General features: G+C 43.7%; 18 protein-coding genes. 15 read left to right on the top strand and 3 right to left on the bottom strand.

The features are described 5' to 3' along the window. Positions 1-4: 4 nt before the first annotated feature. Positions 5-928, top strand: coding sequence for a hypothetical protein (locus tag BGK61_RS02655; RefSeq protein WP_076011473.1), 924 nt, complete (start codon positions 5-7; stop codon positions 926-928). 96 nt (positions 929-1024) lie between these two features. Here the strand turns inward: BGK61_RS02655 and BGK61_RS02650 are convergent, their stop codons facing one another. Then, the gene (locus tag BGK61_RS02650; RefSeq protein ID WP_076011472.1) at positions 1025-2617 is read right to left on the bottom strand and encodes an ABC-F family ATPase; all 1593 of its coding nucleotides are present in this window, start codon (positions 2615-2617) and stop codon (positions 1025-1027) included. Positions 2618-3132: 515 nt separating this feature from the next. Here BGK61_RS02650 and BGK61_RS02645 point away from each other — a divergent pair. The 6 genes from BGK61_RS02645 to BGK61_RS02620 all read left to right on the top strand — a co-directional run bounded on the left by BGK61_RS02645 (position 3133) and on the right by BGK61_RS02620 (position 11784). Next, on the top strand, positions 3133-3513 hold the full coding sequence (locus tag BGK61_RS02645; RefSeq protein ID WP_014997475.1) for a PA2779 family protein: 381 nt from the start codon (positions 3133-3135) through the stop codon (positions 3511-3513). A gap of 4 nt (positions 3514-3517) precedes the next feature. Next, on the top strand, positions 3518-4447 hold the full coding sequence (locus BGK61_RS02640) for a PA2778 family cysteine peptidase (protein ID WP_076011471.1): 930 nt from the start codon (positions 3518-3520) through the stop codon (positions 4445-4447). Positions 4448-4526: 79 nt separating this feature from the next. Next, positions 4527-4934: a hypothetical protein gene (locus BGK61_RS02635; RefSeq protein WP_014997477.1), complete on the top strand. Its 408-nt coding sequence runs from the start codon at positions 4527-4529 to the stop codon at positions 4932-4934. Between the two features lie 189 nt (positions 4935-5123). Next, a complete protein-coding gene (locus tag BGK61_RS02630; protein WP_076011470.1) occupies positions 5124-8552 on the top strand; it encodes a M36 family metallopeptidase in 3429 nt (1142 codons plus the stop codon). 265 nt (positions 8553-8817) lie between these two features. Continuing rightward, complete coding sequence (locus BGK61_RS02625; RefSeq protein ID WP_076011469.1) at positions 8818-9912, top strand: mechanosensitive ion channel family protein; 1095 nt, start codon at positions 8818-8820, stop codon at positions 9910-9912. 327 nt (positions 9913-10239) lie between these two features. Next, entirely contained in the window at positions 10240-11784 is a 1545-nt protein-coding gene (locus tag BGK61_RS02620; RefSeq protein ID WP_076011468.1) for a pectate lyase family protein, read from the top strand. Between the two features lie 120 nt (positions 11785-11904). Here BGK61_RS02620 and BGK61_RS02615 read toward each other — a convergent pair whose 3' ends face one another. Then, the gene (locus tag BGK61_RS02615; RefSeq protein WP_076011467.1) at positions 11905-12483 is read right to left on the bottom strand and encodes an outer membrane beta-barrel protein; all 579 of its coding nucleotides are present in this window, start codon (positions 12481-12483) and stop codon (positions 11905-11907) included. A gap of 249 nt (positions 12484-12732) precedes the next feature. Here BGK61_RS02615 and BGK61_RS02610 point away from each other — a divergent pair, with 249 nt between their 5' ends. The 6 genes from BGK61_RS02610 to BGK61_RS02585 all read left to right on the top strand — a co-directional run bounded on the left by BGK61_RS02610 (position 12733) and on the right by BGK61_RS02585 (position 23323). Further along, a complete protein-coding gene (locus BGK61_RS02610; protein WP_076011466.1) occupies positions 12733-14508 on the top strand; it encodes a sensor histidine kinase in 1776 nt (591 codons plus the stop codon). Between the two features lies 1 nt (position 14509). Further along, a complete protein-coding gene (locus BGK61_RS02605; RefSeq protein WP_076011465.1) occupies positions 14510-15856 on the top strand; it encodes a sigma-54-dependent transcriptional regulator in 1347 nt (448 codons plus the stop codon). A gap of 268 nt (positions 15857-16124) precedes the next feature. Continuing rightward, on the top strand, positions 16125-19133 hold the full coding sequence (locus BGK61_RS02600; RefSeq protein WP_076011464.1) for a TonB-dependent receptor plug domain-containing protein: 3009 nt from the start codon (positions 16125-16127) through the stop codon (positions 19131-19133). 48 nt (positions 19134-19181) lie between these two features. Beyond that, a complete protein-coding gene (locus BGK61_RS02595; RefSeq protein WP_076011463.1) occupies positions 19182-20084 on the top strand; it encodes an alpha/beta hydrolase in 903 nt (300 codons plus the stop codon). A gap of 21 nt (positions 20085-20105) precedes the next feature. After that, the gene (locus tag BGK61_RS02590) at positions 20106-21587 is read left to right on the top strand and encodes an SLC13 family permease (protein WP_075176641.1); all 1482 of its coding nucleotides are present in this window, start codon (positions 20106-20108) and stop codon (positions 21585-21587) included. 47 nt (positions 21588-21634) lie between these two features. After that, the gene (locus BGK61_RS02585; protein WP_076011462.1) at positions 21635-23323 is read left to right on the top strand and encodes an NAD-dependent malic enzyme; all 1689 of its coding nucleotides are present in this window, start codon (positions 21635-21637) and stop codon (positions 23321-23323) included. A gap of 119 nt (positions 23324-23442) precedes the next feature. Here BGK61_RS02585 and BGK61_RS02580 read toward each other — a convergent pair whose 3' ends face one another. After that, positions 23443-23847: an ion channel gene (locus BGK61_RS02580; RefSeq protein ID WP_076011461.1), complete on the bottom strand. Its 405-nt coding sequence runs from the start codon at positions 23845-23847 to the stop codon at positions 23443-23445. 122 nt (positions 23848-23969) lie between these two features. Between BGK61_RS02580 and BGK61_RS02575 the strand changes: the two genes are divergently transcribed. Both BGK61_RS02575 and BGK61_RS02570 read left to right on the top strand, forming a co-directional pair. Next, on the top strand, positions 23970-24500 hold the full coding sequence (locus BGK61_RS02575; protein WP_076011460.1) for a DUF305 domain-containing protein: 531 nt from the start codon (positions 23970-23972) through the stop codon (positions 24498-24500). After that, positions 24493-25224, top strand: coding sequence for a MauE/DoxX family redox-associated membrane protein (locus tag BGK61_RS02570; RefSeq protein WP_076011459.1), 732 nt, complete (start codon positions 24493-24495; stop codon positions 25222-25224). The genes BGK61_RS02575 and BGK61_RS02570 overlap by 8 nt, the downstream gene beginning before the upstream one ends. Positions 25225-25481 lie beyond the last annotated feature (257 nt).

The following is a 25481-nucleotide window of genomic DNA, read 5'->3' as shown; positions in this document are numbered from 1 at the left end:
TGTAATGAAGTTTGTGACAAAGTTAACTGTTCTGTTAGCCGTTTTAATGTTGGCATCAGGGTGTGTGACTCAACGAGGTATGGACTCTGGTGAAATTACTCCATCTCAACCTAATGGCGAGGAAGCCACGCCAACCGAAAGTGCAGAGCAAGAAGATGCGGTGCGAGATAGCGACAGCGCAAATGAAGAAACCACTAAAAGCGAACCGTCTAAAGAGCCTGATAGTAAGCCTGTTACGCCCGTAAAGCCCGCAAAACCAGTAAAGCAGAAAGTTGGGGTATTGGTGAGCGCTAAAAAGTTTCCAACTCACACGCATATCGGTACCACTAAATTCAATAATTTTACGAAAGAATATAGCTACGACTGGCAATTGAACAACACGCTGTATAGCACCTTCAAAAAAGCCATTGAACAAAACAGTCGTTTCACTACTGTAGATATTTCGTCGATGGTAGGCGACGCAGGCGCCCTTGATTTTGTGATGGGTGAAGGCGAGAACGGGTCTTTCAATGAAAAGCAAAACACGTTAAGAAAATTATTGTTAGACAAAGGCATTGCCACCGTGATTATCATTGAAGAAGCACCAACGGTGGCTATTACCGAGTGCGGTACTTATGGCTGTTCTGAGCATCAAAGCAAAGGGTTTGGACTATTCACACGTAGCTTTTTAGGTACCGACCACTATATTGCATCGGCAAGTTTTAATGTAAATGTAGAGCGTCTAGATAAGCCTGTTGATGTATTAACATTGCCTACATTTACCGAATTTCAGGATGATGCGCTAAAAAATGAGCGTGTTGAAGATTTCACGCCGCCAGCGAATTTTGATGAAATAACGGAACAAGAGCTAGCGCCAATCAAAAGCACAATTGTTAACTACTTTGACCGCTTAGCGACAGCGGTTGGCAAGTATTTATCTGGTAAGTAAGCTTTTTATATACTGAAACGAAAAACGGGCACTTAGTTAAGTGCCCGTTTTGTTATGTGACTCACTTCATCTATTGATGAAGGCATCGATATACAATTACGCGTTTTCTTTATGCGCCAAAAACTCTTCGTAGTTTCCATCGAAGTGATTCAGTTTCTTGTCTTTAATTTCGATGATTTGCGTAGCCAGTGACGAAACAAATTCACGGTCGTGACTTACAAAAATAACTGTACCATCAAACTTATACAATGCGTTGTTCAAGGCTTCAATCGACTCCATGTCCATGTGGTTAGTGGGTTCATCCATTACCAATACGTTGATGTCTTGAAGCATTAGCTTTCCAAACAACAAACGGTTTTTCTCACCGCCAGAACATACCTGCACGCGCTTGTTGAAGTCGTCAGACGTAAATAGCAAACGTCCTAACATCCCTTTAATTTGGAGGTCATCGTGTTTTGGGCTGCGCCATTGGCTCATCCACTCAAACATAGTGATATCTTCGGCAAAGTATTTGGCGTTGTCCTGCGGAATGTAACCAATCGCAGCGTTTTCTGCCCATTTATAGCTACCTGCGGTAGGTTCAATGTCATTAACCAAACACTTCAAAAGTGTGGTTTTGCCGGCCCCGTTCTCACCAATAATCGCCAAGCGCTGACCTGCTTCTAATAGCAAGTTCGCGTTATCGAATAACGGAAGATCTGGGTAGCTATGGCCTAAGTCTTCAAGCGTGATGGCAAGGCGGTGAAGTTTCTTATGCTGGTTAAACACAATGTAAGGCTTACGACGGCTAGACGCTTTTACCTCAGCCAATTCAATTTTCTCAAGACGGCGGGCACGCGAGGTGGCTTGTTTCGCTTTCGATGCGTTGGCAGAGAATCGTGCTACGAAGCTCTGTAGCTCTTCAATTTCCGCTGACTTCTTAGCATTCTCCGCATGAAGCTGTTCTTGAACCAGCATGGCAGCTTGAATGTAGTCGTCGTAGTTACCCGGATAAACGCGCAGCTCACCGTAGTCGATATCGGCCATGTGGGTGCATACAGAGTTTAGGAAGTGTCTGTCGTGCGAAATAATAAGCATGGTCGATTTACGCTTGTTCAGCTCTTCAGCTAGCCAACTGATGGTGTAGATATCCAAGTTGTTGGTTGGTTCGTCTAGAAGCAGAATGTCAGGCTCGGCAAATAATGCCTGCGCCAAAAGCACACGTACTTTTTTACCGGGTGCGACTTCCTTCATTAGACCAAAATGATAGCTTTCGTCGATGCCAGCAGAGTTTAAGATATCGCCAGCGCGTGCTTCAGCAGTGTAACCGTCCATCTCTGCGAATTGGGTTTCCAAGTCTGCCACGCGCATGCCGTCTTCTTCGCTCATTTCAGCCTTGCTGTAAATGGCGTCGCGCTCTTGCTTAACTTCCCACAGCTCACGGTCACCCATGATCACGGTATCGACTACGCTAAACTCTTCAAACGCAAACTGATCCTGACTCAAGATACCTAGCTTTGTGCCTGGTGACATAGAAACGTTGCCCGACGATGGGGTAAGTTTACCGCTTAGAATTTTCATAAAGGTAGACTTGCCACAACCGTTAGCGCCAATCAGGCCGTATCGGTTGCCGTTGCCGAATTTTGCGGAAATATTTTCAAATAATGGCTTAGAGCCAAACTGCATTGTGATATTTGCGGTGGTAATCAAAACAGGTATCCAGGGGTAAAACGATGAGAAGAGATAATAGTGAAAGCGGTTGTCACTTCACTAATATATAAAAGCGCGCGCACTATAAGGAATTGAGGGCTACATGTCGAGGGAATTTTGAACAGTTTTCAGTGTGCGATTAAGTAGTAAGGTGACTTAGGCAATGCAAAAGTAGTGGGTAAATAATTCCTTTAAGGGTAAATATTACCTGTTATTAATATTTGGTGATGCAATTTAGTTTAACTATATTTCACAGAGAGTGATTTCTGTTTCTTCGCTTCAAAGCACTATTTTCGCATGCTTCACGCAGCTTTCAGGGCTCGAAGTATGTAAAAGGCATGCAAGAACAATATGGCTTTAAGCTTGCTAGATGTAATAGTTCAAACAGTTGAAAATAAACCGCAGTACGCAAATGTGTCTGCTAAGTCAGTGCGAAGTTTTATGCGACTTAGGTTACCTTCAAACGGGTAATTCGATAGAAGAATAAAACTGTGCATTTAAAAGAGGGAAACATCATGAAAATTTTGAAAAAAATTGCGATTGGTTGCTTTTCGGCAACGGTTTTAATGTCTGGAAGTGTGCACGCAGAAGCGATTAGCTCAGATTCCGTAATGCAAACTCAGGCTGCTCACTACAACAAGCAGCAGTTGATTGACATGGTCAATCGCGCAGATGTGCAAAGCAAGTTAGTAAGCTTAGGCGTAGATAGCAATCAAGCTATTGCAAGAATCAACGGTATGACTGATAGCGAAATTGCACAGTTAAATGACGAAATTAATCAAGCGCCAGCGGGTGGTGTTGTGGGCGCAGTGCTTACTGTACTTGCTATTATCGCAATTTTGGACCTAATTGGTGTTACTGACGTTTATCCATTTATTCGTCCAGTAAACAGCTAATTGGATGATAAATGCAGTTAAGAAGGCCTGCGCCCTAGCAGGCCTCTCACTTTTGCTTGTGCTCTCTGGCTGTCAATCTACACCTCAGGCCGACAAACTGAGGCAAGAGGGACTTACCTCTTTGCCTGAATCTCACACTATTCAATCTGTACCGTTTTTTCCCCAAGAACAGTTTTATTGCGGACCTACCACACTATCTGAAGTGTTTGGTTATTATGGTGAAAGCACCTCTCCAAACGACATTGCGCCCAAGTTATTCATCCCCAATAAAGAAGGGAGTTTGCAGCTGGAAATGGTGAGCGCTACCCGACAGTTTGGTTTCTTGCCTTATACTGAGCGCGGGACACTTTCGTCAATTATGTCATTGGTTCAAGATGATATTCCGGTGATTGTTTTTCAAAATCTTTCCATCCAGCTTTTCCCCCAGTGGCACTATGCCGTGGTCATTGGGTTTGATAGCGACAAAGGTACGGTTACGCTACATACTGGTCTCACACCCAATCACGAAATGTCGTTAGAGCTTTTCGAGAGAACTTGGGGAAGAGGGAATTACTGGTATTTAGCGCCGGTGCCACCCAACGTAACCTCGTCTGAAATGAAGCCTTTCACCTACGTAAGTGCTGCCTACGATATGCTTAAAGTGGGGGACAAATCACGCGCACTGGCGTTTTTAGAGACGGCATCACGAACCTGGCCGTCATACTGGTTAAGCTATTTCCTAATTGCTAATCATTATTTAGAGCAAGATGACGAGCAAGCGGTCACTTGGTTTAAAAAAGGGTATGAAGTAGGGCAGCATCAACACGCTTATGTGCACAACTATGTCTTGGCCTTGCGCAAAAACAACAAGCCTGAAGAAGCCAGCACGATTTTAAAGCAGGGGCTGGAACATTTTCCAAATAATGAAGCGCTGTTAACATTGGCTGAAAAATAAACCTAAACTTTAAGAGTATTCGCATTTACGAAAACTTATCGTCTACTATTAACCTAGGAAGTAATTGTGAAAGTAGGCTATGCCAAAAATACTGAGCTCATCAACAATTTCGTACGAAAACGGAGTAGTCACCACTCGACTCTATGGCGCATTTAATGAAAAAAGTGCGGAAGACTACAGCGATCGTCTTTTTAAACTAGTCATAGGACTGAATCAACGACCCTTTTCCCTTCTGGCAGATATTAGCCAAGTTGAAGGTGCAACTCCTGAGGCCTTCGACATACTCAAGCGTATTATAAAACGGCTCCCTGATATGGGATTAATCGCGAAAGCTTATGTTTATAAAGGACCTGTTATACGCGGAATAATGTTTCAGAGGATTCCTGAGCTCAAAAGTATGGATTATCTTTTTTTCACAGATATTGACGATGCTTCTTCGTGGTTGACTCGCGAATCTGAACGCAAACTATCTCTGCTCCCTAATTAGCCTGTAATAAGTTAATAGCACAGTTAACTTTTTCATTTCCCACATCTGGTTGGTGCAGTTAACTCTAGTGGTTAACCCCTATGGTGGATGAACGTTTTTTGCTCGATCCTAATTTGGTTAACGCTATCAAGTCGTTGTTCAGTATTAACGCTGAACGCATTGATAGCTCCAAATTTTAAGGATTGAATAATGAAAAAAAGAACCCTTATTTATGCTGCGGTAGCAGCTGCTTTACCTTTCGTAGCAAGTGCCTCAACAATACACGCGCCTTTAGATGCTTCGTCGCACCGTATTGCCGAAATAAACTTAACAGACAACGTTGTAAACCCGCCAGCGAACAGTTTATTTCAAATGGCGATAGACCAGCTACAAACCCAATTTCCATCTTCTACGTTGAGAACTGCTAACGGCCACTTAAACAGTGTTTTCGGCATTGCTATTGACGTATCAGGAGCGTCACCGGAACAGATGGGGTATGACTTTATCAGTCGTCATTCTGCTCTATTAGGTGGCTTAACCGAATCGAATTTTGTTTTTAACGCTTACCGCAGCAAGGCAGCGTTGGGTGGTCACTTAATTAGATTCGACCAAGTTATTGATGGTGTGAAAATCAAAGACAGAGGCGTTGGACTTCTAATCGATGAGTCGCAGGTGGTAAGGGCACTGTTTGTTGATACTGCGATAAGCACGCCTGTCGCCAACACTCAGGTACTCACAGCAAACAGCGCTATTAGCGTGGCGACTGCCGATTTAGCGTCTTACAAGCGAGCGCTACCGATAGAAGCGTTAGACGTTTTGAACCCTGCGTTCTCTCAAATAGAGAAAAGTCTAGGTGTATTTGCTAAACCTATTCCGCAGCAAATTGTTGTACAAGATAACAACAAGCTTAAATTGGCTTGGAAATTTTTCTATTATTCGTCAAACCCCTTTGGTGTTTTTGAATACGTAATTGACGCGCAGTCTGGAGAAATTCTGGCTCGAAATGACAGGGTCAAAACCATCCTTCCTATGGGGGGAAATGAGGCTACGCAGACCGCTCAAGTTGGTGTCGTGCAGCAGACAGCTGATTATTTCCCAACCTTTCCGCCTATTACGCAATCTATGCAAAGCGAATGTTTAATTGAGGATGACGCGGGTGGGTACACCGGCAAACCCAAGGGGATGGAACGCATCAACTTGCGTAAATTTGACGATACAAACTTAGTAACGGGCGTTGAGGGGTTACTCACCGGCAAGCACGCACTAATCGAAAGTGCGATGCTAACGAAAGGGCCGTTTTCACAGGCGGCTACAGGGACTTACCATTTCAGTGAAGATGCAGCCATTGAGGCAAGGCCTGTAGAAGATGACCACGTAACGCCTTCAACCGCTCATCACATCGATGGTATCAGTCAGTTTATCTATATCACCACATTGCTTGAGTACTTAGACTACCTTCATAAAGACGGTGATGCTGTGCATAGTCGTGGCGTGGGCGATGGTTCGTTTCCTAATAGCTACCCTAACGAAGCCGTACCGTTAACTGGTGTGGTACATATTCCGAATGTACTCGACCCACCAGACAACCCGGCAGATCCTGAGTTCATGGCTAAGCTTTTGGGGTTAGACAATGCATTCGCAGTGCCGCTGTCACAGGAGATTGCAGGAGAAGAAGTGGTAGTTAACCCAACTGCTTATGGTCATGGTTACCTATTTAACAACTTAGCAATGGATTTCTCAGTACCTATACATGAAGGTACTCATGCGACTATAACGCCCATCGCTGGTTTTGAAGGGGAGCCAGAAGGCGGCGCGCTAAATGAAGGGCAAGCCGATTTGTGGGCATACTCTGTAGGTGAAACACCTGACCTAGGTACTTACCCGGTCAATTCGTGTGATTTGCGAAAATACTTGAGAGAGCAGGGAGTTAATCCAGACTCTTTTGAGTTTATTCGTTCAGCCCAGAGCCAAATTCGTTATTCGCAATTAGGTACCAGAGACAATGCGTTTGAAGAGCATCGCGATGGCGAAATATATGCGGGTGCAATGTGGGATTTGCGTGAACTCATGGTGGCGCTACAGCCCAAGCAAGACTTCGTACGCCCCGATCCTGTAACAGGCGACCCTACCCAAGAAACTAGTTTAGGGAAAGAAACCTGGGAGCGTATCTTCTTAGGCTCAATGTATGTACTGGGGGTATCTGCACCTGACACCTTCGTGCGAGCAAGAGATGCGGTACTTATCGCCGATGCTGTTTTGTATCCAACCGACCCGTTAGATTTAACCTCACCGGGTCGCCATCATGCTTTGATAGAACGCGTTTTTGCTGCTAGAGAGCTAGGAGCCAATGCCAAAGCACCCATTGGCGGTCGCCAGACCATTTCAACAGCTGTAAGCGACTTTACGGCTAATCAGGCTAAACCAACAGCACCGGAAACTGTAGACGCGCATATCATATCAGATGACGCGATTGAAATTACGTGGGAAACCGTACCTGACGCTTTTGCTTATCAAGTGTTAAAACGCAAAAAAGGGTCGAGTGCGCGTTTGTTTACGGGTGTACCGACCCGAGAGTATTTTGAAGGCGATCTCACATTCTCAGGTTTTACCCACGTTGAGTTTGTAGTAGGTGATAGTTACTACATCGACAAGGGGCAAGGATTAGGACGCGGAGCAGGTCAAGGTATAGACTCGTTTGATTATGAATACGTAGTACGTGCAATTAGTCTTAATACCAGTCAGCAAGTTGGCTTTTCCAACATGTCAGGAATTGCTTCAACCGGTTTGAACTCGGTTGATGTGAGCAATCAGGTTGACTACAAAGTGGGAAATGTTAACTACAATAATGGCATTTTTGCATTCGATATTGCGCTAATAAATACGGGTGATGAGAGAATTTACGGCCCTGTAGATTTCGATATTACCCATATTAGTAACGGCAGTATTACCGTATTGAACGCAGACAATGGTGGTACAGGTAAAAACGGAGACATAGCCAGGTTCCGTTTCGACCAGTCGCTAGATGTTGATCGAACATCAGCACTGCGTTACATAAAATTCGACAATCCAAATGGAAAACTTTTTACGTTCCAAGCGCGGATCAGCGGCTATGAAGCTGGCGCTTCTTCAACAGGAAGAGGAGAAACGCCTACCATTGATACCTCTGAGCCAAAAGAGCAGTCTGTGGTTTACCATAATATAGAAGAGCACACTGGTGTTGTCTTAATAGGCGCGGCGGATGAAGCGTTAATTGATGGGGTTGACTATGTTGATATTCCATTTACTGCGCTGCCTAGTGCTTCAAGTGTAGTGGCAACGCTGAGCGCTGATGTAGAGGTAGTCGCGGTGCCAGATCTTGACTTTGAACTGCTAGACGCCGAGGGTAATATTATGGCGAGTTCGGGAAATCTGGGCTCTAACGAGCAAGTAGGCGGTGGCATTGTCCCTGGTGAAACGTATCGTGTTCGCGTGAATGGTTGGGCTAACGGGCCTACATCTTATCGCGTTGTTATCGATCAGTTTGTTAGTGATATTAATGACGCAAACGTAGATCAAAACGGCAATGCGACTACGGGAACAGTAACATTTGAGTTTAACCCAGTAACAGGGAAAGTGTCGCCTTTGGACATACTTAATTAGTCATTGGCAAAAGCATTTAAGCTTAAGGTCATTTTTGGCAAAGGTGACCGACTCATAAAAGCCTAAAAAGGCGATTATTGATCTACTCAAGGCCCCATGTTGTGTAAACGATACGGGGCTTTTTTATTGCCTTTGATAAACGGTTCAAACAATACGCTTTGCGTTATGAGCAAACAATTGGTGCATCTTTTGCGTCATTTTTCACGTAATGAGGTTTAGCGAATAAACAAGAAAGTCACTACTTTACGCAGGAGCCCCGTCAATCGTGGACACCACTCAACTACTTGAAAATCAGCAGGCAATAGCAATAGCCGGGTTAGTGGGCGCTGTAATTGTGCTTTTCATTATCAAACGACTTATATTGGTGCGTTTGAAAGCTAAAGCGCGCTCAGAAAACAGCAGTATGTCGGATATCTATCGAGTGCTTGTGTTGTCGCTCAATGCTCCACTTAATTTACTTATTTGGGTTATCTTCCTGCTTTTAGTTAAAAGTATTGTTTCAGTTTTTCAGATTGAAAACGAAGGGGCTATTAAGGCGTTAACCATTGTTATTGAAGCTGGTCTTATCATTACTTTGTTTCTATTCTTCGAGCGCTTTGTTACTTATTCCTTGAATCGGTATCGCGACCAGTCAACCATAGTTAAAAATACCAGCGCTATTGCCGGTGGAGCAGTTAGAGCTCTTTTTGCCGTGTTAGCAATTCTTATTATTCTAAGTACCATGGGAGTGTCAGTAACGCCTGTTGTAGCGTCGCTAGGTATTACTTCGCTCGCAGTAGCATTAGCGCTACAGCCAACGCTCGAGAACTTCTTTTCAGGTATTCAGTTGGTAATGGATAAGCCCATTCGTATAGGTGATTTCATCGAGCTGGACTCGGGAGAGCAAGGGTTTGTAGAGAAAATAGGGTGGCGCTCTACTTGGGTTAGAATGCTACCTAACAACATCGTTATCATGCCTAACAGCAAGCTTTCTAATTCAAAGCTAATTAACTATTACTATCCTGAACGCGAGCTGTCGGTGCCTGTTGACGTCGGTGTCCACTACAACTCTGATCTGGATCATGTTGAAAAAGTCTGTTTAGACGTTGCCAATACAATTCTTCAGCAGCACGAATACGGCGTTAAAACCTACCAACCCTTTGTTCTGTTTCACACCTTTGACAACTCTAGTATCAACTTAACAGTGATGCTAAGAACCCGTGAATACTTTAACCGCTTCTTCATCAAAAGTGCCTTTATAAAAATGCTTAAAAAGCGTTTTGATGAAGAAGGGATTGTCATTCCATTTCCAATTACTGCGCTTAACCTAGAGCAGGAAGGTGCAGCTCAATCCACAGGTAGTGCCACGCCTAAATCTTAAGTTAATTTATCACCAACAAACTAACCTCTACCCTTTGGGATACCGGTAGCATTTGTGGGTGTATTCTCCAGCGATCGGCATAATTTAAGTATATGATTAATAGTGCTAAATTTTTAATTGTTCATTTTTTGTTATATTTATTAATAATTTGTTATTAATGCGATTGTTAACTATTTTCATTTGGTTGCTATTATTGTTTTGCTACCGGTGGCAATTTGGGCGTTGATTAAGTTCGTTTAGTTCACACAGAAAGCTGAACTAATTGATGTTGTCTTGTTGAGTAATTGAAGCTGTACGCCCTTCTAATTATTAATCTAAGGACAAAAAATGAAAAAGAACTTACCTACATTTCAATCGACGATAATCGCATCATCAATAGCCTTTGCCGTCTCTACGTCTGCAGTTGCTTCAGGTTTTCACACACAGAACGGAGGCACGACAGGCGGTCAAGGTGGACAAGTAGTACAAGCTTCTACGGGTAAACAAATTCACGAAGCATTGTGTAATAGAAACACCTCAGAAACGCCAATCATTATTCAAGTCTCGGGTACAATCAATCATGGTAATACTGAAAAAGTGTCTGGAGACAGCTGTAATACCGCAGAAGACAAAATTGAGTTAAAAGACATCGCGAATGTGACACTTATTGGTGTAGGCGGTGGCGCTACATTCGACCAGCTGGGTATACATATAAGGAATTCCCAAAACATCATTATAAGGAATGTTCATGTTAAAAATGTCAAAAAATCGGGTTCACCCACGTCAAATGGTGGCGATGCAATAGGGATAGAAAAAGACGTTCGCAACGTATGGGTTGACCACGTAACCTTAGAGGCTAGTGGTGGTGAAAGTGATGGTTATGACGGCTTGTTCGATATAAAGGATAACTCGAAATACATCACCTTATCTTACAGCATTTTACGTAACTCAGATCGAGGTGGTTTGGTAGGTTCAAGCGAATCACAAGTCAATAACGGTCCGATCACCTACCACCACAATATCTTTGACAATTTGAACTCACGCGTTCCCCTTGTGAGGGGCGCTACAGCTCACATTTACAATAACTACTATGACGGCGTTCGCTCTTCGGGGATCAATTCCCGCGCAGGAGCCGAAGTCAAAGTAGAAAATAACTATTTCGAGAATAGTAAAGATCCTCTGGGTACGTTTTATACAACAACTGATGGTTATTGGCAGGTTGCGGGAAACACTTTCGGAAGTGGTGTTACGTGGAGCGACTCAGACAGTGACTATGAACCTGCAGGGCCAAACGTTCAATCTACAGCATCAATATCTATTCCCTATAGTTACTCGCTAGATGGGGCATCTTGTATACGAGATATTCTTGAGAACACCGCTGGTGCCAACAAAAATCTTGCAGTATCAGACGGTAGCTGCGGTTCAACTGGTGGCGGTGGCGATACCGGAGGTGGTGACAACGGCGGCGGTGATACAGGAGGTGGCGATACAGGAGGTGGCGATAACTCAGGAGGCAATCCGCCAAGCGGCACCAACTTAGCGTTAAATGCTCAATCTGACGGTAGCTCAAAGTACAGTGGAACAAGTTACGGGAACGTTAGGGATGGGGATGTATCTACTTACTGGTCTCCGAGCGGAACGACGGGAAGAATTAGCATTAAACGCTTGAATACGACAGTAAATACTGTACGGATAATTGAGACCTCTTCTACTCAGGGTGCGGTAACTTCATGGCAACTTGTGAACAATGACACAGGCAGCGTATTGGCATCAGGAAACTCAATTCCAAGTACGATTTCGTTTTCAAATACCAATTTGGATAAAATCAACTTTGTCATCGATTCTGCGACACAACGACCACAAATTGCAGAGTTTGAAGTGTATTTAGATTAAGTCGGTTGCGCTTGTTCTGAACCTTTTTAGGTGACTCTCGGTGAGAGTTTATTTAACTCAATAAAAAAGCCACGTTGTGTAACGTGGCTTTGTTGCGAGTACGTTAACCCATCAAAGGTGTTAGAAGGTGTAACGTGCAGATACGCCTAGTAGGTCAACATCATCTGCTATCACATAAGTCGCACCAAATGAAAACTGTGGCGTAAAGAAATAATCTGCACCAATTTCAAAAGCCGTTTCATCTTCTTCAATGTCGATATAGCGGATAGCACCGCGAAGCTCAAATTGCTCCGAAAGCATGGAACGAATACCGGCAGTAATGCCGTAGCCGTTGTCGTCCGCTTCAGCAGAAGCGAAGCTTGAGTCTAGGTCAACATCCACATACTCATACGTCAACTCACCAAAAAAGTCAGTTGTTGTAGTTAAACCATAGCGGTAACCAAAACCTGCAGAGACATAGTTTAGTTCACCGTCAACGCCATATTCATCTTCACTTAACTGACCATAACGACCTGTCAGGTATACATTTTCGTTAAGTGATTTAAAGCCTTGAATTTGAAAGCCCGTTGGCTCGAAGTCGCCTGCGTTTTCAATATCTGCTTGTACGTATCCAGCTTTAACGAAGTCATATGAAGGCGAAGCTGCGAAAGCATTTAAAGAAAGCGCGCCAAAGATACTGGCGAGAATAGTACGTTTCATTGTTTCTAATATCCTTTTAACAATAATTACTTCCAACCACTTCGGAAGCCTCATCATTATGGGGATGGATTTTAGAAATTAAATGCATTGTCGTGCTTTTCGACTAGGTGAATTTTTCATTATCCGAGCCATGCCATTTCAGCATATAAAATTGTTGTTAGTTCAGTTATATTGCTTTGCATTAAACAATTGTCAGCTTTTTGTTATTGAGTTGTTGAAGTGCCGAAGTTGGCCTGATTTGGGGTTCGTGTGTACCGTATCGTTACAGCATTACTTTGCTTTATCTATCTATTCGCGGTGGGGGGATTGTCTTACTTCCACGTTTTAGAAAAGCTAAAAGTTGAAGCTGAAAATAATATTCAAGATGTAGCTAGCCGTTTAGAAATTCAGCTCGATAAATATCGTACATTACCTCGCGTACTCGTCATTCATCCAGCAATTGAGGAAATACTCCAAGCCCCGACAAACGAAAATGTCCTCAAAGTTAACCGCTTGTTGAGTACCTACAACGAATCGATTTCAAGCGATGCTGTATACCTGATGTCTCGCGACGGAGTGACCCTTGCTTCAAGCAATTGGCAGCAAGAAGATAGTTTCGTAAATAGTAACTACGGGTTTAGGCCTTACTTTCAACAGGCAATGAATGGAAGTGAAGGTAGTTACTTTGCGCTGGGTACTGTTTCTCGTAAACGAGGATACTACTTTTCCTTTCCGGTCAGAGATAGCGAAAAAATTATAGGGGTATTGGTTGTGAAAGTTGCGCTATCTGTTATTGAAGAGTATAGCGCCGATAACGACTCCCCCTTTATGGTTACCGATGATCATGGTGCAGTTTTCTATAGTTCGCATTCCGACTGGAATTATACTTCGCTTGTTGAATTGCCTAGCTTAGTCAAAGCTGAAATAAAACGCCAGAGACAATACGGCACTGGATCATTAGCACAACTAACTGATTTTTCTAACTTACATCAGGTTTTAAGTGCTGAGACATTAGTACTTAATTATCATGAAAAACCCCGCACTTATTTGTTGGCAGCAAAAACATTACCGCAAGTAGGTTGGCACCTGATTGTTCTTACCCCAATTAAAAAAGCCTACAAGCTCGTTGGGGCAATATGTTTTGGAGCGCTAGTTCTTTTCGTGTTAATTGCATTGCTCAGCATGATTTGGCGAAGAAACAACATTGCTCAACGACAGCTCGCTGCAGCGAACGAGCAATTAGAGCATCGTGTTGAGCAAAGAACTGCCCAGCTTCAAGATATTAATAGCACATTGCTTAAAACCATAGATATCCAAAAACAGACAGAATCTAGGTTGAAGCAAACACAAAATGAGCTGATTCAAGCAGGAAAGCTGGCTTTGCTGGGCGAAATGTCGGCAAGCATTAATCATGAGCTTAACCAGCCACTTACAGCTTTGCTTACGTACAGTGAAACATTAAAGCTTATGATTGTTAGAAATAAGACGGAAGGTATTGCGCAGACTACTGACGAAATAATTAAGCTGGTGCAGAAAATGGCAACAATGGTTGCTCAGTATAAGCTTTTTGCGCGAAAGTCAGCGGGCAAAATTGGGCCTGTGATTGTCGCTGATACCATTTCTGCGTCCTTATCCATTTTAGAAAGTAAAATCAGCAAAATGGGAGCGGAAATATCGGTGCAATACCAAGACCAGGAGGTTTCTGTCTTAGCGGAGGCTGTTCCGTTAGAACAAGTGCTGGTTAATTTGTTGAACAACGCGCTTCAAAGCCAAGAACACGCAGAATCGGCAAAAGTAGATATTGCTGTAAACAACGACCTTGAATACGCTTTTATCACAGTGAGGGATTACGGAAGCGGATTATCTGAAGCGCAGCTTCAAACCGTATTTGAGCCCTTTTATACCACTAAAAGCAAAGGGTTAGGATTAGGTCTAACTATTTCTCAGCGTATAATGTCAACTTTTAGCGGTACTATATCAGCCGACAACCACCCCGACGGTGGCGCAATATTCACACTCACAATTCCAATAACCAAGAGTTTGTAGCATGAGCATTCCAATTTATATTATTGATGATGAACCCACTATATTGAATGCCCTAAAGCAGCTTCTGGTAATAGAAGGGTACGATGTAGAGGTATTTGATAACGCGGCCGATGCACTAATCAAACTTGATAGGGATTGGCCCGGTGTTATTTTGTCAGATATCAATATGCCCAACATGGATGGAGTCACTTTTCTAAAGAATGCGCTGTCGATTGACGCTGAATTTACGGTTGTGATGCTAACGGGGCATGGCGATATTTCCACTGCGGTGGAATCTATGCGATTGGGCGCTTATGATTTTATCGAAAAGCCCTTTTCCAACGAATATATTTTAGATGTGCTAAAGCGAGCGGGGGAAAAGCGAGCTTTGGTATTAGAAAACCGCGCACTGAAAGATGAACTTGATGCACAAACCGGTGCCGGGCCTCGCTTGCTTGGGAATACTCAAAAAATTAAAGCGTTACGCCGGTTGTTGATGCAAATAAAAGATATACCCGCCGACGTGCTTATTCGAGGAGAAACGGGTTCCGGTAAAGACTTGGTTGCAAGATTTCTTCACTACAACAGCCATCGAAGAAACGAGAATTTTGTTGCAATAAACTGCGGCGCTATTCCAGAGACCATGATTGAAAGTGAATTGTTTGGTTTTGAAGCTGGCGCATTCACAAGTGCACAAAAGAAACGTATTGGAAAAATAGAACACGCAAACGGCGGAACGTTCTTTCTGGACGAAATTGAAAGCATGCCAATGGCTTTACAGATTAAGTTGCTGCGTGTTCTGGAAGATCGCGTTATAGAGCCACTTGGTAGCAACCGCAGCGTAGACTTAGATATTCGGGTTATCGCCGCAGCGAAAATTGACTTACTTGAATTGGTCGATAAAGGGGAGTTCAGAGAGGATCTATTCTACCGACTAAACGTGATCAACGTTGAAATTCCGCCCTTGCGTGAACGCAAAGAGGATATTTCTCTTTTATTCCAACACTATGCCGCACTGGCGAGTTCTCGTTTTAACACTGATGCGCCTCGTCTCACAAATGACCAGCTTTCAAGGCTTCAGCAACATAACTGGCCCGGTAATATTAGAGAGTTGCGCAATGCGGCTGAACGTTTTGTTCTTATGGGGGGGCAAACAATTTTTGACGAGCCAAATAGTGAGGATAGCAGTGACGCATTAACCTTAGCAGACAAGGTCGCACAGTATGAAAAAGGCGTATTAGAGGCGACACTGCGTGAGCACGACGGGAGGTTGGTTGAAGTTCAGCAGGAGTTAGGCTTACCTCGTAAGACACTGTACGACAAAATGAGAAAGTACGGTCTTGTTAAAGACGACTTTAAACTTTCTTAGTCCTCACCTTGATTTTAAACGGGTGGATTTCCACCCGTTTACAAATTTTTCACGTGTGGCATTCCACCCCTTTAAGCCCAGAATTGCGTGGCTCTCTACAGTGAGTTTTGTTATCCTTTTGAAATATATGTGATTTTATTATCTTTGTAAGTATGGCAAGGTCCTTGCCTTATGTTGAATCGATGTAACAAATGTTGCGCAATTATGTCATTTAACAATTGTGTATCATTTGTGCTGAGGACACATTCAACACTTTTAAGGTAAAACAATGATTAATAAAATTACCCAAGTGATCCGTACGCGGCGACGCCTACTTTCGCCTGTATGCATGGTGGCATTAGCCACATCTCTTTCACCCTACGCACATGCTCAAACCGAGCCCAAAGACGAAAGTCAAATCGAAAAAATAGCCGTAGTCGGCTCACAAATTAAAGGTGCTGAAATTAGTGAAGCCCTAGCAGTATCGCAACTTGACGCCGAAGACATAGAAGTCATGGGCGTCGACTCTGGTGATGACCTGTTACAGCTTATTCCAGAAAATGGGCAGAATTTCTTCAATGAAGCAGGCAACATTAGTGGTGGCGTAAATGCTGCCCGCGGTGACGTTGGCGCGTTCAATTTAAGAAATATTGGTACAGGAAACACCCTAGTACTAATTAATGGCCGTCGAATGGTAAATTCAGCGTCATATCAGACTGAAGAAGTGGGGGGAAGTTTCGTTCCAGTAAGTTCGGTCAACTCACAGTTAATCCCTGTTTATGGCGCAAAGCGCGTAGAAGTTTTGCGTGATGGAGCATCTGCAATCTACGGTGCAGACGCCGTTGCAGGTGTGGTTAATACGGTAACGCCGACAAACTTTGAAGGCTTTGATGTGCGAGTTAAGTGGCAGGAATATGAGCACTTACCTCGAAACGATCAGACACTATCCATGCACTGGGGGAAAACCTTCAATGGTGGTAAAACCAATATTGGCGTTATCGCAAACTATTACCAACGCGACAGGGTAAACTCTCAAGATGATCCACGATGGACGAATGCAGATCTAACCGATCGATTGCCTGAGGATTCCCCTTGGTATGGACATCCTGAATTTGATTCAACAAGTGCCAACTCTTTGTACGGTCAGTTCGATTTTGTCGATAGAGTTACGTCAAGTAACCCATTGAGAACGGAAGGTTATGTTGATGGAAGTGGTGAGTTTGAAACCTACCCCAGCGGCGATGAAAGATGTGCGTGGGAGTTAGGTAACGGCTTGTGTGCTGCACCAGATGGACAAGGCACTGTACGCTTTAATATGAATCAAGACCGCGACCTTACATCTAAGCTCGACCGTACAAATGTTTTCATTAACTTAAACCACACATTTGAAAATGGGTGGGAGGCCTTTTCAGAGTTCTTGGGCTACCGCTCAAATACAAATTTGCGAAGACATCCTACCGCATCATTTTCGTCATCAAAACTTATTGTTGCCGCCGACAATTACTATAACCCCTTTGGCCCTTGTGGCTCGCCCAATCGCTTAGACGATGCGGCAGTTGCCGCTGGCGTTTCTTGTGACGGCGCGGCATTGACGATAGATAACTATCGCTTCGCTGAGTATCCAAGAATTGTCGAGAATACGGGCGAAACTTTCCGACTCCTGCAAGGATTAAGAGGATACTGGGGGGAATGGGACTGGGAAACTGCCGTGTCTTGGTCAAAAGACACTAAAGATGACGTAACTCATAACCGTGTTTCTAACACCTTAATGCAGGAAGCGCTAAACGACACAACAGAAGCAGCTTATAACCCGTTTTCTGCAGGTGTAGACTCTAATATTGAACGCGCACTCATCGATGTTTATCGAAAGAGTGAGTCTGAGCTTAAAACCTTTGACATTAAGTTCTCTAACCCAGGAATTTACGAGTTACCCGCGGGGTTCGTAGGGTTTGTTGCGGGGCTTGAATACCGTCACGAATCATTTAAAGATGACCGTGACCCTCGACTTGATGGCACTATTCAGTTTATCGACGCAGACGGTGACACCTACCCCTTTGTATCTGATGTGGTGAACTCTAGCCCAACACCGGACAATTCAGGGCACCGAGCGGTAGCTTCTGCTTTTGCCGAACTGCAGATCCCGGTGTTTGAAAACTTTGATATTCAGTTAGCTGCCCGTTACGAAGACTTTTCTGACGTAGGTGACACAACGGTGGGTAAAGTGGCCTTCGGTTACCGACCATTTGAACCTGTGCTTTTAAGAGGCTCGTGGTCTCAGGCGTTCAGAGCGCCGAATCTAGTTACTATCAATGAAGAAATCGTTGCGCGCACTCAAACGCGTACTGACTACGCTTGTTTATACGCCGCAGAAAATGGAGGCGATCCGAATCAGGATACATTGGATTGTTCTTATTCTCTGCAACGTATTGCGCAAGGTAGCCAGGAACTAGAGCCAGAAGAGTCTGACAATATATCGGTTGGAATTGTAGTTGAGCCCCTAGACGGCTTAGCAATTACCTTTGATTACTGGTCTATTGAGAAAGAAAACACGATTGGTTTGTTTGGTGAAGAAAACCACTCCTTGCTTGATTTGCTATATCGCCTAGAGCAGGGCAACGGTAATTGTGATGCCGCAACCTTTAACGCCAGCGTAAATCGCGGAGAAATTGACCCTGATGAAGCCGCGTATTATACGGCTGCTGGCATTTGCCCAGCGGGTCAGATTAACTACATAGACGACCGTTATGCAAACTTAGATAAGCGTACGGTTAGTGGTTACGACGTAGGAATTTACTACAACATTAAAACTGACTATGGCCGATTTAAAATCGATTATAACGGATCGTTCCTTGAGAAGTTTGAGCAGGAAGCTGGCGGCCTAGCTACCCAGTTAGTTGAAGCTAGTGAGAGTGGTTTGCTTCCAGCAAGTTTCCCAGTCGATGGCTTTGCTGATTTGGTTGGTCGTAATGGCAATCAGGAAGATAAACACAGCTTACGCTTAATGTGGCGAGGTGAAGTATTCGGCGCTTCGCTATCTGGCTATCGTATAGGCAGTTTCTATCAAAGTGAGTTGACCTTAGATGACGGAACGCGATTTGTGATCCCAGCAATGACTACGTTTGACGCAACGTTCGACTATAAAACCCAAATACAAGAAGTTGATACACGCTTCCGTCTTGGGGTGAAGAACCTTACAGATAAACGCGCGCCATTAGCTGCGGAAAGCTTCGGATTCTTCAACGACGCACATCGTGACTACGGTCGTTATTTTTACATGGACGTAAGCGCAAGCTTCTGATCCTGCTAACTTGGCGGCACACCGCCGCCATTTCTTAAGACGGTTATTATGTTTAGAAAAATAGTTTTTACTTTTTGGCTTTGCTCGGTTGCGCTACTGCAAGCAGCGTGCGCTAGTACACAACCTTGGCAAGAAAAAGATGTTGGTCATTACAGCTTTAACAAGTGGGCAGGGGGCAAAATAGATGTACATTATATTGTTCCCCAAAACGCAGACGCACAAACAAAGATACTACTGGTTGTACCCGGTGCTCGACGCAATGCCGATGATTATCGAGACCAGTGGCTAGGTTTGGCGAAAAAGCACAACTTCATCGTGCTTGCGATAGGGTGCAGCCTAGCGGTGTGTGAAGATGAATATCAATACAATTTAGGTGGCATTACCACGCCATTAGGGGGCAAGCGTCCGGACTCGATTCAATTCTATAATGTGCCCGAAAAAGTATTTAATGATTTTATTGCGCGTTTTGGGTCTGAGCAGCGTGAGTTTGCTTTGTACGGTCACTCTGCCGGAGGCGGATTTGTTCACACTTACATGTTAGCTAAGCCTGACGCACCAGTATCTCAAGCGGTTGCTGCCAATGCCGCATTTTTTACCTTCCCAGATACCCAGCAAGCCTACCCATTTGGTTTGCTAAATAGCCCATACGATGAGTCACGAATCGATGATTGGTTAACACGACCGCTAGTGTTTATGTTAGGTGACCAAGACATGGGGCCTCGAACCAAAGCCATAAGCAATAGCGATAAAGCAAATCAGCAAGGACGAAACGTGTTCTCTAGAGGACTGTCATTCTACGCTCATGCAATGAATGTTGCAGTGGAAAGAGACGTCTCTCCACATTGGCAACTCGAGGTTGTGCGAGGTGTTGGTCACAGTAGTACGAAGATTGTGCCTTACGCATTCAAATACCTGTTTCCTGAATTCATTAAAGGAAATGAGGAGAAGTAGGTGGAAAGTAATTCGTTATCAATGTCTTCTTCGACAACGAGTGATGAACCTAAAGGAAACCTTTATAGAAGGGTAGGTACAATTCTAGGGCCATTAGCTTTTCTCGTGATGAACCTATTGCCTGCTCCCGAAGGCTTAAGCCCAATAGCATGGTCGACCGCTGCTGTAGGTGTTTGGATGGCGCTTTGGTGGTCGTGTGAAGCGGTACATGTTTCGGTCACAGCGCTATTGCCTTTAGTGTTATTTCCTCAGCTAGGTATTTTAGATATAAAAGCGGCCTCGGCACCTTATGCCAACCCCACTATCTACCTTTTTCTAGGTGGGTTTATGCTTGCTTTGGCACTCCAGAAGGCGAATCTTCATAAACGCATTGCGTATTTCATATTGAGTTACGTAAGCAGTTCAGCTCGCTCTATTGTTTTAGGGTTTATGCTGGTAAGTGCCATATTGAGTATGTGGATGACGAACACGTCTACTACCATGATGTTACTCCCTATTGCGTTATCGATTTTATCGACAATGGAAAGCGAGGATTTAAATTTCACAGAAAGCGAGAGAAAGAACTTTCAGCTATCTTTGCTGCTTGGCATCGCTTATGCCGCAACCATTGGTGGTATGTCGACCTTAGTAGGTACACCGCCAAATGCGTTCTTAGTCGGCTTTATGAACGACACGTATAACGTACAGTTAGATTTCGCAAAATGGATGCTTATTGGGATCCCACTTAGCGTGGTTTTACTTCCCTTAGCGTGGATCTCGCTGACAAGGTGGGTATACCCGGTTAACTTTAAGACGCCAGATAGTGCACAGTCTAAGCTAGCGGCTCAACGAAAAGCACTTGGCCCTATTCGCAAAGAAGAGTGGAGAGTCGGTGTTCTCTTTTTATGTGTTGCCTTTGCGTGGATGACGCGGCCATTCCTTGCGAAGTGGTTTTCCCTTGATGGTCTTTCTGATGCTGGTATTGCAATGACCGCTGCGGTACTGCTTTTTGTTATACCTAATGGCAGAGAAAAAAGTGAAAATCGACCCGCATTGCTGGCTTGGGATGACATGAAAGATATTCCTTGGGGAATTCTGGTGTTATTCGGTGGCGGATTGAGTTTAGCTGCAGCAGTGTCGAATACCGGGTTGGCACAGTGGCTTGGCGAGGGACTTGTAAACATCAATGTTTTTGGTCTGCTCCTGTTAGTGCTAGCCGCAACAACACTGGTGATTTTCCTTACAGAGCTAACAAGTAATTTGGCAACGGCAGCCACTTTCTTGCCGGTAGTTGCAGTAATTGCTATCGAAATGGGCTTCGAGCCAATGTCATTAATCTTGCCTGTAACCCTTGCAGCAAGCTGCGCATTTATGTTGCCTGTGGCAACACCACCAAATGCTATTGTGTTCTCGTCGGGGTATATCAGCATATCTCAAATGGCACGGGCAGGTTTCGTGTTGAACATTGTCAGTATCCTTTTAGTCAGTGCTATTGCTGTTTGGCTAGCGCCTCTTATCTTTTAATTTTCTTAAGATGCCCAGTCATTCTCTGGGCATCGGCAAGTACCACTATGACTTATCAAAACAACAAACCCCTATATTTATCTCACGCTGGCCCCAAGCTTCTAGATATGCCCTTGCTAAATAAAAGCAGTGCGTTTAGTGAAAGAGAGAGAATTGAATTTAATTTAGACGGCTTACTACCTCCTCGTTACGAAACGATAGAACAGCAAAGGGAGCGCGCCTATTTGCAGTATCAGGATTGCCCCACAGCAATGAGTAAGCACATTTTCTTACGTGACATTCAAGATAAAAATGAAACCTTGTTTTACCGTTTAATCAGCGAACATCTTGAGGAGGTGATGCCTATTATCTACACGCCAACGGTAGGAGAGGCGTGTGAGAAATTCTCTGATATTTATCGAAGCGCCCGCGGTCTATTTATCGCTCATCATCAACAAGACCGAATTGACGCCATTTTGCACAACGCCACCAAGCGCAACATTAAGGTAATAGTGGTGACCGACGGAGAGCGGATCCTTGGCTTAGGCGATCAAGGTGTTGGTGGTATGGGCATTCCAATTGGAAAACTGTCGCTGTATACCGTTTGTGGTGGCATTAGCCCTGCCAATACATTACCTATCACATTGGATGTGGGTACAAACAACGCTGCATTGCTGGAAGACCCTATGTATATGGGGTGCCGTCACCCTAGAATTTCGCAAAGTGAATACGACAAATTTTTGGATAAATTCATGCAAGCAGTCAGCCGCCGATGGCCTAATGCACTTATTCAATTCGAAGATTTTGCGCAACACAACGCCACACCTTTGCTATCGCGTTACCGCGATAAGTACTGTTGTTTCAACGATGATATTCAGGGCACTGCAGCTGTTGCGGTAGCAACTATGTTGGCTGCGTGTAAAGCCAAACAGGTTTCGCCGTCTTCACAAAGATTGTTAATAGCCGGTGGCGGTTCCGCTGGGTGCGGCATAGCAGAGCATTGGATGCGCTGTGTCGTGGCCGAAGGTGTGAGTGAGAAAGAAGCCCTACAAAATGTATTTGTGGTGGACAGGGATGGGCTGCTTACCACGAAGTCAAAATCACTGTTACCTTTTCAGCAGCGTTTCGCCCATGATACAAGCCTGTTTCCAGAATGGGATAAGCTCACGCAATCTAGCTTGTTAGACGTCATTCACAACATTAAGCCTACCATGCTACTTGGTGTGTCGGGATGTAATGATTTGTTTAGTGAAGCAGTGATAGACGCGATGGCCGCGAATGTTTATAAGCCAATTATAATGCCGTTAAGCAATCCTTCGCGCTGTGTTGAAGCCTTACCCGAAGATGTTTTGCGATATACCAATGGCGAAGCAATTGTAGCAACGGGAAGTCCGTTTGAAGATGTAGAAATTAATGGTACTTCGTTTCCGATTAGCCAATGCAATAACAGCTATATCTTCCCCGGTATTGGACTTGCCGTAGTAAGTTGCGGTGCCAAAAAGGTTACAGACAATATGTTGATGGCAGCGAGCAAAGCACTGGCAGCTGAATCTCCTCTTGCTGTGAACGGTGTAGGCGCTCTATTACCGCCTTTAAGTAGCATCAAGCAACTGTCATTGAAAATTGCTTTCGAAGTAGCAAAGCAAGCTGTGATAGATGGCGTTGCGCCCTTTAAAACCGCTGATGAAATACATCTTTGTATTAAACAAAATCAGTGGCAACCAGGGTATCGAGAGTATGTTCGTGTTGCTAGTTGACCAATGGATGCAGGGCGCTTGTCGCCCTTTTACTCGCTACTGCTCTACTCATATTTCAATTTTTATCGTAAGTAACCTTTAACGACCAAAGCCTGCTTATTCAAAGGCAGTTGGTTAAATTAACTTGTCCCCATGGTGTTGAATACTTTCGATGCTGAACAGCTTATTAGTAGAAACCCTGTAGCCGATTCAACCCCTGCTATCATTCGTAGATGTCCATCCGGCTCGATACTTCCAAGACCCAATGTAGTAATCGTAGTTAGTGAAAAGTAAAAAATATCAATGGAAGTGGCAGGTTGCTTAAAATCGCCGAGCTCGAAATAAAGTCCAATTTCATACGCCAGCGTAAAAATGACTGCTAGTAAAAGTTGGCTCGAAATGGCAATAACGACTACCGACAGTGTTTTTATCCAAGCTCCCTTCAATCTCTCGCTGATATTGTCCGCGACTACTGAAATATTAAAAAGATGCAGCCCTACGCAGATCAACAGTGCAGCTAAAACTATTAATATAGACAAAAACATAATATTTCCTTGTTGGTACAAAACTTGTACAAGTTAAGATTGATTGGTTTGTAACCTCTCTCAAGCTTTCTTTTGTTAGAAAGATTTACAAACATTAACTATTTCTTAAGTAAGGATTACATATGAAATACTCTAAGTTCGCTGCAATGATAATAACTTCAACTGTAGCGATGTTTATAATGATGTACTTAAATACCTACGCTATCTCGCATGTCTGGTTCAGTGAGACAAGGACTTATATGGCAGTCTATATGGGGGCTGGCATGGCGATTATAATGTTAGCTTTCATGTTAGGTATGTATAGCAACAAGAAACTCAATACGGCCATTTTTATAATAGCGGCGCTTATTTTCGCCTTGTGCATCTATCTTGTTCGTTCACAAAGTACCATTTCAGATACTGCCTACATGAAAGCAATGATTCCCCATCACTCAATAGCCATTTTGACTAGTGAACGTTCGAACCTTGAAGACGTTCGTGTGCGAGAGTTAGCTAACGGCATTATCAAAGCTCAGCGAAAGGAAATAAAAGAGATGGAGTGGTTGATAGAGGATATAAATAAGAATGGCAAGGTAACAACTCAGGAGCAGGCACAACTGCGGCCTATTCCTCAATTTGAAGGTAAATTGAATAAAGGAAAGGAAAATGAGTAAGAAAGCTATCCTATATAGAATGGTTACTAAAGAGCACATTTGCCCTTACGGTTTAAGGTCAAAGGACTTACTAGAGCGAGAAGGCTATTCAGTAGAAGACAATCATCTTACTTCACGTAATGAGACCGATTATTTCAAGCAAAAGCATGGTGTAGAAACCACGCCTCAAACATTCATCGAAGAAAAGCGAATTGGTGGATATGATGAGCTTCGTAAATACTTCGGGAAAGGAGAAGCGGGGCAGAACGGAACTACTTATGCACCTGTTATTGCAATTTTTTCTGTGGCAGCTCTGCTATCGTTAGCATTCCAGTTCTTTGTTTCTGAAGACTTCATCTCTATAAGAACACTGGTTCTGTTTATTGCTTTCTCAATGACACTACTTGCAGTTCAAAAATTGAAGGATTTGTATAGTTTTACAAATTCGTTCATAACCTACGATTTGTTGGCAATGAGGTGGCTTCGATATGGTTACATCTACCCATTTCTTGAAGCCTACGCGGGGATAGGTATGGTAGCACAACTGCCTGCCATAGCTGTTGCGCCATTTTCACTATTTATAGGAACCGTTGGGGCCATTTCTGTTTTTAAAGCAGTATATGTGGACAAACGGGAGCTAAAATGTGCTTGCGTTGGTGGGGACAGTAACGTACCACTAGGTTTTGTTTCACTATCTGAAAACATTTTTATGATTGCAGGTGCACTACTCATGTTATCTTTTTAGTTAAAAGAGTTACTTATAGACTAAACTAAATAAAAGTAACTCTAACAGCTTTTAAGGTTGAGAAGACTGCTTGTTTGACTTCACAGGAAGTTGTTTATCTTAGTTACAAGCAATTGACATTGCTAAAAGTGTCCTCAAGACTTATCTTGTCTAAAGGAATAAAGTCGCGTTAAGGTTGAGAGCAATTACAAAGTTATGAGATTTATTATTTTCACACTATGCATTGGATATTTATTGGTACTGTTTACCATGCCAGT

It is taken from the genome of Alteromonas abrolhosensis (assembly GCF_001953635.1).
GTDB classification, from domain to species: domain Bacteria; phylum Pseudomonadota; class Gammaproteobacteria; order Enterobacterales; family Alteromonadaceae; genus Alteromonas; species Alteromonas abrolhosensis.
Note: the sequence above shows the minus strand (reverse complement) of the source record. Positions and strands in the feature narration are given on the sequence as shown.